Here is a 13707-nt window from a genome sequence, read left to right as displayed (position 1 = left end):
TTAGACTTCTAAAATATCTTTCTCTTTAAGAAGAATAGCTTCATCAATTTTTTTAATATAGTCATCTGTCATTTTTTGGATTTGTTCTTCGCTTTTTCGAAATTCATCTTCGGTAATAGCGCTCTCTTTTTGCATCTTTTTTAATTGTTCATTGCCATCTCGTCGCGCGTTACGAATACTTACCTTGGCTTCTTCCGCGTGTTTCTTCGTTAATTTCACGAGTTCTTTACGACGTTCTTCATTCAGCGCAGGGATTGAAATCCGAACAAGTTTTCCATCGTTTGAGGGAGAAAGACCAAGACCCGAAGCTTGAATCGATTTCTCAATTGCCGGAATTGCTCCTGGATCCCAAGGTTGAATCGTTATGGTGCGCGCATCAGGAACTCCGAGCGTCGCAATTTGATTCAGCGGTGAAAGACTTCCGTAATAGTCGGCGCGAATATCATGGAGAATACTTAAAGAAGCTCTTCCTGTACGTACTTTGCCGAGTTCATTGCGCAGGGCTGTCAAACCTTTTTCCATTCGTTCACGAGTGGTGTTGAAAACTTGATTATTCATGGACCATAGTTCCAATCTTCTCCCCGAGGACTGCGCGTTGAAAGTTTCCTTTTTCAAAAACATTGAAGACCAGGATCGGGAGTTTTGCCTCCATGCACAGGGAGATGGCAGTCGCATCCATGACCTTCAAGTTTTGACTCAGCACTTCAATATAACTGAGTTCATCATATCGTTTTGCACTTCGATCGAGCTCAGGATCGCTACTATAAACTCCATCCACTTTCGTTCCTTTACACACAATATCAGCATGAATTTCAAGTGCGCGAAGTGAAGCGGCGGTATCAGTGGTAAAATAAGGATTTCCGGTTCCGCCCGCAAAAATAACGGCAGAGCCTTCCGCAAGATAGCGCATCGCAGAAGAATGGGAATAAGGAGTCCCTACTTGGTGCATCGTAAACGATGTCAGAAGTCGTGTGGAAATCCCGAGACGAATCATGGCATCTTGTAAGGCAAGACTATTAATGACGGTTGCTAACATCCCCATATTATCAGCCGTTGAACGATCCATTCCCACTTTTGCGGCGCCAGCGCCCCGGAAAATATTTCCAGCGCCGATGACCACACCTACTTGCACTCCCAGATCGGTGACCACTTTTATTTCCGCTGCTATGTGATTCGCTGTTTGAAGATTAACGCCGTATTTAGAATCCGGTGGAAGAAGCGACTCCCCCGAGAGCTTCAATAAAACTCGCTTATATTTAGGTTTGGTCATTGTCTTTCTCTGTCATTCCCGCATGTATTTAGCGGGAATCTCATGAGATCCCCGCCTGCGCGGAGATGACAAACACTCGTTTTGTTATTCGCTCTTAACTTCACTCTCCCCAACCTGATAGCGCACAAAAGACTCAATACGAATATTGGGATCAATTGAAGTCAAAAAAGCTTTGACCGATTTTTTACCTTCAACATCTTTGACATACATTTGTTCTTCAAGACAAACTTCAGAAAAGAATTTGGTCATTTTTCCTGAAACAATTTTTTCAATAATCTCAGCCGGTTTTTTTTGATCTGCCATCTGAGCTTTGAGAATTTCTTTTTCTTTTGCTAAAACCGTATCCGGAACTTCGTCACTCCGAACATATTGCGGATTCATAGCTGCAATATGCATCGCAACATCTCGAAGCGTTGCGTCATTTACTTTATGCGTCGGATCTTTGAGTTTTACCAGCACTCCAATTTTATTTCCGGCATGAATATATTGACCTAATTTCTCATCATTTTTTGCTGATAACGTGACAAAACGACGAATACCAACGTTTTCCCCAATCTTTGCCACGATGGCCGTTACTGTATCTTTCACGGTTCCTTCGGTGGTTTGAAGCTGAAGAAGCGCATCTAGATCTTTCGGTTTCTTTTCAGAAAGAGTTTTCGTGATGCGAGAAGTGAAATGCTGAAAACCTTCGTTTTTTGCAACAAAATCAGTTTCACAAAAAATTTCTACGAGTCCTGCTTCGTATGTTTGCGCATTTACCCAGGAACCAATCGTCCCTTCACTTGCACTTCGTGCAGATTTTTTCGCCGCAATCGCAAGACCTTGCTTTCGAAGAAGCTCAAGTGCGTCTTGCATATCCCCTTTTGCTTCAACTAAAGCGCGCTTGCATTCCATCATGCCAGCGCCCGTTTTTTCTCGTAAATTTTTAACGTCTGTTGCCGTAAAACTCATTTTTTCTTGCTCCTGATGGTAAATGAACTTTGAAACGGGTGTTTTTTGTCATCGCGAGGAGCGTAGCGACGTGGCGATCTCCAGTGTCCACATGAGATTGCCACGTCGTCCCTTACTATGGGACGGCTCGCAATGACGACATACTGTACTTGTCACTTTACCGCATCTGCGTCTTCCTCAGCTTTTGCCTTTGCGTATGCTTCGACATCTTCAGGTGAAAGCTCAGCTTCTTTGTCTGTCGGTTTTTTTGCCGTGTAGGCTTTTGCTTTAGAGGTTACTTTTTGTTCGCGCACTTTCGAATCTTTTGCTTTTTGTGCTTTATTTTCAGCCTGTGTTTTTTCTTGTTCGCGCGCGAGATGTTCATATCGCTCTACGCCCTTCAGACATGCATCCGCAAGAGCAATCGTGACGAGTTGAATCGAACGAATCGCATCGTCATTGGCAACAATAGGGAAATCGATATTATCTGGATTTGCATTGGTATCGAGAATGGCAACCACTGGAATTCCAAGCTTCATGGCTTCAAGCTTTGCAATTTCTTCGTAACCTGGATCCACAAGGAAAAGAGCTCCGGGAAGACGCGTCATTTCTTTAATGCCGCCGAGACTATGTTCGAGTTTTTCGATGGTTCTCTCGATTTGTAAGCCTTCTTTTTTTGTCAGTTTTTGAAGCTCTCCCTTTTCCTTCTTTTCATAAAGAGAGTTCAAACGTTCAATGGAAGCTTTAATGGTTTTGAAATTGGTAAGAGTTCCGCCGAGCCAACGATTGGAAACGTAGAATTGTCCTGCACGCTTGGCTTGTTCAGCAATGACTTCTGAAGCCTGCTTTTTTGTTCCTACAAAGAGAATTTTGTGGCCAAGCGCAATGGTGTCGGTCACAAATTTTAAAGCCTTTTGAACTTGTAGAACTGACTTTTCGAGATCAATAATGTGAATGCCGTCCCGTTGTGTATAAATGTAGGGACGCATTTTTGGATTCCAACGTCTGGTTTGATGTCCGAAATGAGCTCCTGCGGCTAATAATTCCTTTACGGTGACTTCTGTCATTGATTCTCCTTGTTTGCTGTCCAAATCTTTGGTTCTCGCTAACTCTTTGCGCTTCTGCTAATAAACGCGCTCTGGTACCATACGTTTCGGGGTCTATGCAATGGAAAAATCTGGAGCTTTGCTCCTTTTCTTCTTTATTTTAGGCATGTTTTGTCATCCTGAGGCGCAAGCCGAAGGATCTCGTATCGAAGTTTCAGACTATAAACTTTACCTTGCCTCAGGACATAGGTCTAAGGACTGGGATGAGCTTATTGAATCTGGATTTCAATCCTTTGGCGGAGATCATTTTTCGACCGCCCTTATCTTTCTCAAGCGAGCCTATCAAAAGGGGTGCCGCGACCCGCTTCTTCTTTATCGACTTGGGATTACGCATGAATCTTCTGGAAAGCTCGATGAAAGTATCGATTATTATCGAGAAGCGCGAAATAATTTTCCGAAATATTATCCACACCATCCTCTTCGAGAAGACATTGATCTTCATTTAGGACGTGTTTTATTTCGGCGCGAGAAATCTGAGGAAGCGTTTCCTCTGCTCGAAAACGCGCTGCGTAAAAAAGGGGATGATGCCATGCTTCTTTTTATGACGGCGCAAATTTTACGTGAAAAGAAAGAATATGGAGAAGCCAAGCGGCGCTTCGCGCTCGTTCAGAAAGCGTCGCCTCCAGCCTCTACATTGAATGATGCGGTACTCAAGGAACTCATGCTCGTCACGTTTGGACTAAAGCAATATGATGAATCGCTTGCACTCGCAGAAGAGATCTTAAAGAAAAATTCATCTGATCCCACAGCGAATACATATCGGCAAAAAATATTCGTTCTCAAGCAGAAGCAGAAAGAAAAAGAGATCATTGAGAAGATTGTAAAATAACAATAGACAGCCTGAATCAGAGTCATTGCGAGGAGCGCAAGCGACGAAGCAATCTCCTGTAGGTATTTTTGGAGATCGCCACGCCCCTTCGACAAATCAGGGGCTCGCGATGACACTTATTTAAACTTTCTTGCGCAAAATAAAAACCCCAGGGCCGCTTTCGCGAACCCCAGGGCCTTGGGGGAGCGTAAATGATAGGGGCGACCGGAGGGGCCGCCCCTACTGTTATTCCCTAACCTTCGACTTTCTCATTCTTCGTACCATGACTCGGTTCATCGCCAAGATCATGCCGAAGAGAACATACATACTGTTATGGTTACTGTTTGGGGTCATCGAACAACCTTGATCGACTTTCAAGGCGCGACCATTAATATTCTGCACTGAACAGATTCCGTTGTGACAAACTTCATCGCCGTCACTCACGCCGTCACCATCGGTATCAGCGATGCGAGGATCGGTCTCACCAGCATCAACAATACCGTTCAAGTTACGATCTTCACCGATACCTCGTGTATCTTTACCGTCGAGAAGTCCGTCTCCATCGGTATCTGCTTGGTTAGCATGGGTCTCAGCTACTGAATCCCAATTACCGTTGAGGTTTGCATCTTCAATACCGTCCAAAATACCGTCTGAATCGGAATCTGGATTGGTTTTGAGTGTTCCATATTTCTTTTCGAGACCGTCGTTGAGTCTGTCACCATCGCTGTCTGGATTTTTTGGATCAGATTCATCCAGATTTCTTTCAACACGACAGTTATGGTTACTGTCTTCGTCACCGTCAAGCAGATCGTCACCATCGTGATCCGGATCATTTGGATCTGTGCCGAGCTGTAATTCGCAGGCATCTGTGAGAAAGTCGCTGTCTGCATCAGGTCCTCTATAGGTTTCACCACCACCCTGGCAAGTCTCGCTTGGGTTCAGGGCACAACCGCCTTCTTCCAGAGGATTCTTATCCTTACGCTTATCGTCATCCGAATCCTGCAAGCAGGGGTTTGAGTTTTCAAGACCTATTTGGTTATGCGGAGCTTCCACATTATCATCGATGCCATCGCCGTCACTGTCTTTTGCAACAGGACTGCTGCCGTGTGGCGTAATGCTGAAGGTTCCAGAGCTAATCATGCCGAAGAATACTGACTCATCAATAATTGGCGCAAGCAGTTCCTCACCGTCTTTAAGCGTATCACCGTCAGTGTCATCATTAGTTGGGTCTGTGTCGGTGGCAATGCCCGCTGTACATCCCTGACCTTCGCGTAGAACAACGTTATAAGTTCCGCGTTGATCGGGGTTGAGGATATTTCCCTGAGCATCGACTCTTGTCGGTGTGGCATCACGATCTTCACCACGATGGATGATGTTCCCCGCGGTATCGACAATATTACGTCCGTCAAAGAGTCCATCACCGTCAGTGTCAGGGTAGCTTGGGTTCGTGAAGATACGACCACGACCAGCGTCAGTTTTCACTGAAACACTGCGCTCGATAAGATCGCTTAAACCGTCGTTATCACTATCTCGTCTGAGCGGATCGCTATTGATCAGAACCAGCTCGGCTTCCGTAATTCCTTCTGGTCTTGCACCTGCATCTTCCTGGTAGATACCGTCCAATTCAGGATCTTCAAAGCCTGTTGGAATCCCGTCTGAATCTGGATCCAGGAACATTGCCAACGTTGGCAGAGCAGCATCGACATACCAGCGTCGCACGTCACCGCAACTATAATCGGCATCTGATTTTCTTTCATCAAAGGCATGGTTTGATCCAGGCGTACGTGGGCAGACGTCGACTGGGAAAGCTTGTGTTGCCGGACCTCGACCGTCAACGATAGGAACAATTGTTCCGTTGAGAGTTGTTTCATCACCATCAGAGTTGATGTTCATGAAATCGAGTCCTGTTTTTGAATCGACTCCGCAGACTCCTTTTGGATTTTCAACGGCATCCGGAAGTCCGTCGCCGTCAGTGTCTCCGTAGAAGACGAAGGCAAGCTCTTCTTTGGTGCCACGTAACTCGAACACGAATTCTTTTCCGGTCTGTTCATTGATCACCCATGCTGGTTTTCCGTCTTTTAAATTCCAAAGCTCTTGAGTCCGATATTTCTGTTGGACACCGAAGAAAACCAGATCCTTGGAACACGTTCTCTTTCCGCCTGGGCAACCTGTCAGTTTCAGATTGTTGGTGTTGGGATCTCCATCTTCAGTAGGACATGCATCGCTCAGCACTGCCGGATCATCTCCACGCGTTAGCCGAGGACATACACTTGCATTTGGAGTGTCATTACCACAAGTCGAGATACTATTCCCGTCGCACACACCGTCACAATCGGTATCGATTTCATCGATCATACTTTCAATATTTTGCGGATCATATTGTCCGTTGAAGTTCAATGAAGAGCTTAACGTTGCTGCGCGACAGGCAAGTGATCTGATTGTACAGTTATCACCCGCAATTCGTTCTCCCAGATCATTGATACACTTTCCTTCCGGAATACCACCCGTTATCCGTTCTGGATTTGCCCTGTAGCCATGACCGCTTGAATCCTGTTGGACAATATATCGTGCATACTGAACACCGAGAAGTTCATTGCCACTCGTAATATCGCAGATTGCAAGATTCAGTTTTCCATCCTCACCGCGCCATTCGACAACCGTTGATTCTCCGGTTTTCACTTCGTAGAGATAGGTCGGAATTTCGACGCTACGACCAAACCTCAGAACTTCTCCGGTGAGATGATTACGATCTTCAAATCCGTCGATCAGTCCATCATCGTCACTGTCATTATCAGCAATATTGGGAATGCCGTCGCAGTCTTTGTCGTTGACGTCGCATTCTCCCTTGTCAAGTTTTCCATTGCCGTCTGCATCGCGCAGCGTTCCATCCGATTTATGGAAGCAGGATGGAATGTCGCGTCTTACATGCCCGCTTGCGAACGTAACGTCTTCCTTGATGACACCTTTACAATGTTGTTCATCGCCGACATTATCAGGAATGCCATCATTATCGCTATCAGCGCTGAAGTAATCCGTTTCATAGACAAACACAGAAACTTTTGAATTCATCGGGCCTGATACTGTTATCTCATGTCCGTTCTTTTCATATAAACAGTTGAAATCAAGATCTTCCAGGTCATCGAGAATGGAATCGGTATCGCTGTCAAAAAGCTCGGCTTCATTCGGAGTATTGCCATCCTGTGGACCTGAGGATCCAAAACGGCGATCAATACAACGACCGACATCGCGGAAAATTTTCTTACCACTCAGCCGACCGGATCCCCCGCCATCGAGGCCACCATCATCGTCTGCATCTTCGTTATAGCCGATATAACGCTCCGGACACATGGCAAAAGGAGCGGCTTCGCGGGAATTAAATGCTTTCACCGGAATTGCGGTGCTCGAAGAAGCCAGCGCTCCACTACCACCGACTTCAGGAATGAGCACAATGCTTCCAAGGTTGGCATCGACGATGATTTTGAAACTTCCACTGGTTCCGATACCTCGCGTTTGAAGTCCTCTGTTACGACTGTCTTGTGTACGAGGCATAATAAAGCTGTGGAACGTTGCGTTACGATCGCCTGCTTTATGAATCTGAATGCGATCCACCTCTTCAGAATTGATGGTATTCGAGGAGCAGAACTCATCAACCTTAGCTGTATCATTTTTTGACGGAGGAGCTCCATGTGGCCATGCGACAACAGCGCCTTCGATCCGAATTTTGCCATCGCTTACTGATCTCATACGATGAATCTGAATCACATAAGGAATATTGCTTTTCACAAATTTGTTCGCATCAGTACCGACAATTTGAAAGTTTCTCTCTTCCGGTCCAGTTGTTGTGGTTCCTTCAGGAAGTCCTTTGAAAAGATCCTGATAAGGAGTCGTGATCATCTGGTCATTCGTATAATGCGCACCAGGTAAAAAGTTGGCAAGACCATCTTCACTTGTAGGGTTGTCTGCATTGATCACACGATTTGTCGGAATCAATTTATTCCCATGTTGAGAGTCGAGACTCTCAATTCGAATTGCATAGCCCTTGACACCGTTAATCTCTTTGACTTCGAGATTATCAATGTCTGCTGCAGGAAGTATCAGGTTGTTGCGCGCATTGGCATCGAAGTAGTAGGCATCGCTTATAGTGTTTTCAATCGTAAAGTTGTCAAAAACGTTATCGTTTCCAAGAACAATGATGCCATATCGATTTGCAGCGATGACGTTCTTCAGAACAATGTTTTTGAGTCTAATGGCACTTAAACGGATGACAATAGCGCTTCCCCCTTCACGCCAGTTATTTGGAAAGATACCTTTTGCATCGAGGACAACATATTTTTCAAGATCATCATCTTCACTTAAAGATCCATCGGCAGCAAACTGGGTTGGCCCAAAGCCTCCTCCTTTGATGGTATAAAATTCGCCAATACTTCCTGCTCCACTCGGTTGAATATCGAGTCGCGATTCCATTCGGATCGTGGTGTCGCTTGGAGGAAGATCAAGATAAATAACGCGATTACAGAGTTGCCCTGCCGCTTCTGTAATATTTGCAAGATCCATAGCTCTGCCAAGAGAAAGCGCTCTTGAGCGTGTGTGTCCCCAGTAGGGGCTTACCACACGACAGAGCGATCGGTTCGCGTTCCCGTCATAACCCTGAGTGGTAGCCGCTCTCGCGTTTGAAGTCATCGTCATCGTCATGATGAACATGATGATGAAGAGACTTGTTATGGTGTATACTTTTTTCATTTTCTTCCTCCCCAAATGGAGTTTTGTACTCCCCCCAACCCTCTTTTATTTTAACTTAAAAAGTTTTTCCTGATCGAAAAGACCGCTCAGATGCAATCTGAGAAAAAATTGTAATGTTGTCGGCGGATAGACAATATAGAATTGTCCAAGCGTGCCATCCATATCATCCGAAATCTCCAATTTTTCTCGAAATGGATCCATGAAGTTTGTTTTCGTTTCCAGTCCAACACAGCCGACCGGTCCCTGTCCGTCTGGATTCACGCATGCAAGAAGGCGAAAGAGCATCGACGCTCCACCGGCCCCGACGACACTGCTTGGATCAACAAAATTGTCGTATTCACCATTGGTCGGAGGAACGACTTTTCGATATCCAATGCCGACTTCTCCCCCAAAATTAAAGAAACTACCGTTTGGTCCTGAGCCGTGGAAAAGAAGATAATGACCCCATTCTTGATAAAAATCGGGTTCTGCAGGTCGTGGAGTAAAGGTTTCGGTCATCGATTCTGGTGATTTCATATTGGTAAGAGCGATCGATGCGTTGTAACCAAAACCAAAGTTAAATTTAGGTGCAGTTTCATTAATCATAAAGAGAGCTCCGAAATCGAAGCCGTACATCTCTTGCATTTCAGAAACCGGATCTCGCCACGTTGCGCCAGGACGTAATGCTTCATCAACATTAATCCCTGAAAGATGACCTCCCATACCGAGATCAAAGAAAACGCTTCTCAAAGGAATTTTCCAAAACGCGTGAAGCCAGGAGAGATCGGTTTCGGTTGGTGTTGATGCTGGTTGTTTTGATCTTAATTCCTCTTCACGAACCCTTGCAGCAGCTGCTTCCCTCGCTAATCTTTCTCCTCGCGCAGCTGGGGTTTCTTCTTCTGCAGCAGGAGGAGCTTCTTCTTCAGTTTCGGCTGCAGCATCTACTGCGCCTGCTCCAGGTAGTTCATCTTTTGGAATAACTCTTTCACCTGTTGCAGTACCAGCGCCGGCTGACGAGCCACCGAGGATTCGCTGAAATTCGACCTCTTCTCCAACATGGGCAAAAGTGTCGGAGACCTTTTGAAGAGCGACTGAATCATATTCTAGGACTTTCAACTGTTCCAGCATCGCAGGAGTTATTTGGTTATCTCCAGCACATTGAGATGGGTGTTCTGCACACCACTCACTTAAATCTGATTCAGCTGCTAACAAACCTCTATCGGTTGAATTTGAATTTAGTGTCACTCCGACTGCTTTCATCGTTCCTCCCTTAGGGTCTCCCCCAAATCAAAAGGTATTTCTTCAACCAGGTTATCGAACCAAAAAAGAAAATGTTGCGCCGTTTCTGCGACTTTTTTGAGGCTTGCGCCTTTTTCTGGGGTGTTGAAACAGATGTAAAGACTGAAGGGAAGTTTGTAAATCATTCATAACTTATTGAATATATTAGATATTATTGAATCAGAATAATTTCCTAGAACAGTTTTTGCTGTTCATTCTGGTCGAGCAATTCTTCAAGGCGGGATTCGACTGTTTGTAAGAGTTCTTTCAATATCTTGAGATAATGAGCCTCAATATTTTTGTAAATTTTTTCTATCGTTGCTTCCTTATATACATGATATACATGTGAAGTCAAATTTCGATCATCAAGCATATCGAGATATGCTTTTTCATCTAAAAAAAATTGTTCGCGAAATGCATTTTTGAGTACCTCACGTGGTGAGGATCCTGCTGAACGTCCTAAATGGTCGAGAATTCTTCCTAAGAGTTTCCACATCAATTCAAACGTAAATTCAAATCGCTGAATTGTTCCATCGCGTTTCAGAAGATCTCCATCGCGGGCAGCTTCTACCGCTTCTTCAAGTCGTTGCAAGCCTTGTCGAAACTGCTCAATTGAATATTGAACTTCCTTTTGCGTCATAGATAATCTTTCCTGTTTCTAAAATAAGCTCGCGAAATTGTTTATTGAGTTCTGAGAGAAAAACGATGTCAATCGTGTAAAGTCCCGAAAATCCTTCAATTTCCCCTCTCATTTTTCTCAAAAAGGCGTCATCTGGCTGAACTCCATCAATTGCAATATCAAAGTCAGAGCCTTTATGCGCTTTCCCTTTTGCTCGAGATCCAAAAAGATAAATCCGAGTTGGTTCTAGTTCACGAACTAACAATTCAATTATTTTTTCAAGAATTTCATCTTCTCTTTCTTTTTGTTTTGTTGCTCTTTGCATATTTTTAACAGCAACTTTCTTTTGTATTCGCTTGACGAGGAACAAAATAGACATCGGTCGGTTCGAGTTTGCAATTGCGTCGAAATTTGGCTTCCACTTCAAGTCCTACCCACTTGAGGCTCGCCTCATTCATATCGAGTCCAAGCACGCGGGAAAGAAGGAGCGTATCAACTCCCTCAAATTCAATAAGCCCTAAAATAAAAGGGGTCTCTTTCAGAAAAGCTTCCGCTCCAAAGTAGCAAACCGTAAAACTATGAAGACGGCCATTTTGAGGCAATTCAATCCAATCGGTTTCGCTTCCACACTCCATGCATGAAAGACGCGGGGTTGCAAAAACACTTCCGCAACCACGACATTTATTTCCGAGAAGTTTTTTATTGGTGAGCGCTGCAAACCACGGTGAATCTTGTCCATAACTATGAATGTAATCGATATGATACGGTTGTTTCACAATGATCGGCGACATCTCTTTCAGCGTTTCAAGATTTTTCGGAAACGGAATTTGAAAAACAGTTGCTCCTGTATCGGTTTCTGGCAGTCGTGTTTGAATTTTTTTTGTCATTATGATTCTCCTTTTTAAGACAGCCTTTTGAAACCTTTTTTGGTATCGGGTCCTGCCGCCTGCGGTGTTCCGGATCTCCCACTATCGCGGGAGACCCTCCCGGAAGCACCTCCGGCGTCACCCGTATCTCATCTGTTTCAAAAGAGCTGTCTTATACACGTTCCAATATACTTACGGTCACAAATGTTCCAGTTCCTGCGTGAGAGTGAATCACACCACGTTTTGCATTTGGAACTTGCAGTGTTTTATCTTTAAAATGTTTTTCAATGGTTCCCTGAATTTGCCAGAGCGCAAATGCCGCTTGCATGAGCCCAGTCGCGCCAACTGGATGCCCGCACGCAATGAGCCCACCCGATGGATTCACCGGACAGACCGGTTTTTCTTTGAGCGTTAAGCCGTACTTCACATTGGGCATAAATGTTTTCCCAGAAGCTGCGAAGCTGCCACCTTCGCCGTATTTACAGAGTCCCATGTCTTCATAGGTCTGAATTTCAGACGAAGTATAAGCGTCATGAAGTTCAATGAAATTAATTTCACGCAGAGGATCGGTAATTCCAGCATGCTCATACGCTTGTATGGAAGCCATGCGCCCTGCGCGAAATGAATGAACGCCCGGATAATCGAGATTTTTATAATCTGCTTCTGTTTCATGGGGAAGAAGTGGAACTTTTTTGTGAGGACGGTCGGCCATGCGCATGGCATCAGTTCCACGACCGACACCGGTGATGCGTGCTTTTGGAAGCGATCGGCCCGCGGCCCTTTCTAATTTTTTTACTCCCTCTTCGGAAGCAAGCACGACGGCTGCTGCTCCATCACTCATACAACAGATATCGAGACGCGTCAGAGGCCATGCCACCATTTCCGATTCACGCACATCTTGAATCGTGAGTCGCTGTTGCTTCTGAGCATAAGGATTATGAAAGGCGTTATGGTGATTTTTGACCGAGATATAGGCCATCTGTTCAGGAGTGGTTCCATATTCTTTCATATGACGCACCACCATCATCGCGTAATAGCCAGAGTAAAATCCGCCGACGGGAAAGTCGAAACTGACATCAGAGGCAAGAGCGATGAACTCATTTCCCTTCCACGTATTCACGGTACTCATCGTTTCCCAACCATAGATGAGACAAACATCCATGAGGCCTGAGGCAATGTTTTTATATCCTTCCTGGAAAGCAATGCCGCCAGTTGCACCACCCGCTTCCACACGATGCGCCGGCTTTGGACAGAGATTTAAATAATCTTGGCACATGGCTGCTGCTTTGAGTTGTCGTAAAAAATGATCGGAAAAATAAGAAGCAACAGCGCCATCCACAAGTTCGACAAATTTCCCGTATTCAATTCCAATGTCTGTAACAGAATAGGCGACAGCCTCTTTGACGATCGCTTGAAAAGTTTTATCTGGTCGTGCTTTGGCAAACTTCGAAACGCCAGCAGCGACGACATAGACAGGGGGTGCGTCTTTAAATGCCATAAGTTCTCCTCGTTAATAGTATAGCCAGCGCAAAACAAAATGTCGGTTTTGAGCATTGTCATCCCCGAGTGTTTTTATCGGGGATCTCATGAGATTCCCGCTTTCGCGGGAATGACAGCATTATCAACCAATATTCTTTTTTACCCAACTCAGTATCTCTTCGATGGGTGCACCAGGAGTAAAAATTTCTGAGACTCCCATTTTTTTGAGTTCCTTTACATCTTCATCAGGAATAATTCCACCACCAAAAATTTTAATACCTGAGGCATCATTTTCTTTTAAGAGATCAAGAATGCGTTTAAATAAATGAAGATGCGCTCCTGAAAGAATCGAAAGTCCAATGGCATTCACATCCTCTTGCACTGCGGCAGAAACAATCTGCTCCGGAGTTTGATGGAGCCCCGTATAAATCACTTCATATCCAGCATCTCGCAGTGTGCGAGCGATAATTTTCACGCCACGATCGTGACCATCTAATCCCGGTTTTGCGACTAAGATGCGTATTTTAGACATAAATTTTTTTGTCATTGCGAGGAGCCTTAGCGACGAAGCAATCTCCTGCAAACAGTGCTTTTAGGAGATCGCCACGCCCTTTGGGCTCGCGATGACACAA

General features: G+C 44.9%; 12 protein-coding genes. 1 reads left to right on the top strand and 11 read right to left on the bottom strand.

From position 1 onward, the window contains the following. From A3C46_04290 to A3C46_04275, 4 genes are all read right to left on the bottom strand, one after another. The gene (locus tag A3C46_04290) at window positions 1–558 is read right to left on the bottom strand and encodes a ribosome recycling factor (GenBank protein ID OGQ23020.1); all 558 of its coding nucleotides are present in this window, start codon (window positions 556–558) and stop codon (window positions 1–3) included. Next, window positions 551–1270: a UMP kinase gene (locus A3C46_04285; protein OGQ23019.1), complete on the bottom strand. Its 720-nt coding sequence runs from the start codon at window positions 1268–1270 to the stop codon at window positions 551–553. The genes A3C46_04290 and A3C46_04285 overlap by 8 nt, the downstream gene beginning before the upstream one ends. 84 nt (window positions 1271–1354) lie before the next feature. Then, a complete protein-coding gene (locus tag A3C46_04280) occupies window positions 1355–2221 on the bottom strand; it encodes a translation elongation factor Ts (GenBank protein OGQ23018.1) in 867 nt (288 codons plus the stop codon). Between the two features lie 152 nt (window positions 2222–2373). Next, window positions 2374–3267, bottom strand: coding sequence for a 30S ribosomal protein S2 (locus A3C46_04275; protein ID OGQ23017.1), 894 nt, complete (start codon window positions 3265–3267; stop codon window positions 2374–2376). Between the two features lie 100 nt (window positions 3268–3367). Between A3C46_04275 and A3C46_04270 the strand changes: the two genes are divergently transcribed. Continuing rightward, window positions 3368–4135, top strand: coding sequence for a hypothetical protein (locus tag A3C46_04270; GenBank protein OGQ23016.1), 768 nt, complete (start codon window positions 3368–3370; stop codon window positions 4133–4135). A gap of 225 nt (window positions 4136–4360) precedes the next feature. Here the strand turns inward: A3C46_04270 and A3C46_04265 are convergent, their stop codons facing one another. The 7 genes from A3C46_04265 to A3C46_04235 form a co-directional block, all read right to left on the bottom strand. Next, window positions 4361–8854: a hypothetical protein gene (locus A3C46_04265; protein OGQ23015.1), complete on the bottom strand. Its 4494-nt coding sequence runs from the start codon at window positions 8852–8854 to the stop codon at window positions 4361–4363. Between the two features lie 45 nt (window positions 8855–8899). After that, a complete protein-coding gene (locus A3C46_04260; protein ID OGQ23014.1) occupies window positions 8900–10093 on the bottom strand; it encodes a hypothetical protein in 1194 nt (397 codons plus the stop codon). Window positions 10094–10304: 211 nt separating this feature from the next. Then, window positions 10305–10751, bottom strand: a complete 447-nt coding sequence (locus A3C46_04255; GenBank protein OGQ23013.1) for a hypothetical protein — start codon at window positions 10749–10751, stop codon at window positions 10305–10307. Further along, window positions 10720–11055, bottom strand: coding sequence for a hypothetical protein (locus A3C46_04250; protein OGQ23012.1), 336 nt, complete (start codon window positions 11053–11055; stop codon window positions 10720–10722). Before A3C46_04250 ends, A3C46_04255 begins: the two co-directional genes overlap by 32 nt. Window positions 11056–11059: 4 nt before the next feature. Continuing rightward, window positions 11060–11617 carry a nucleotide-binding protein gene (locus A3C46_04245; protein OGQ23011.1) on the bottom strand — a complete coding sequence of 186 codons (558 nt, stop codon included), beginning with the start codon at window positions 11615–11617 and terminating at the stop codon, window positions 11060–11062. A 151-nt stretch (window positions 11618–11768) separates the two neighbouring features. Next, complete coding sequence (locus tag A3C46_04240) at window positions 11769–13094, bottom strand: acetyl-CoA acetyltransferase (GenBank protein OGQ23010.1); 1326 nt, start codon at window positions 13092–13094, stop codon at window positions 11769–11771. A 123-nt stretch (window positions 13095–13217) separates the two neighbouring features. Continuing rightward, entirely contained in the window at window positions 13218–13607 is a 390-nt protein-coding gene (locus A3C46_04235) for a methylmalonyl-CoA mutase (GenBank protein OGQ23055.1), read from the bottom strand. Window positions 13608–13707: the final 100 nt, after the last annotated feature.

It is taken from the genome of Deltaproteobacteria bacterium RIFCSPHIGHO2_02_FULL_44_16 (assembly GCA_001798185.1).
GTDB lineage: Bacteria > UBA10199 > UBA10199 > 2-02-FULL-44-16 > 2-02-FULL-44-16 > 2-02-FULL-44-16.
The sequence above is the reverse complement of the archived record's forward strand: the minus strand, read 5'-3'. Positions and strand labels throughout refer to the sequence as shown.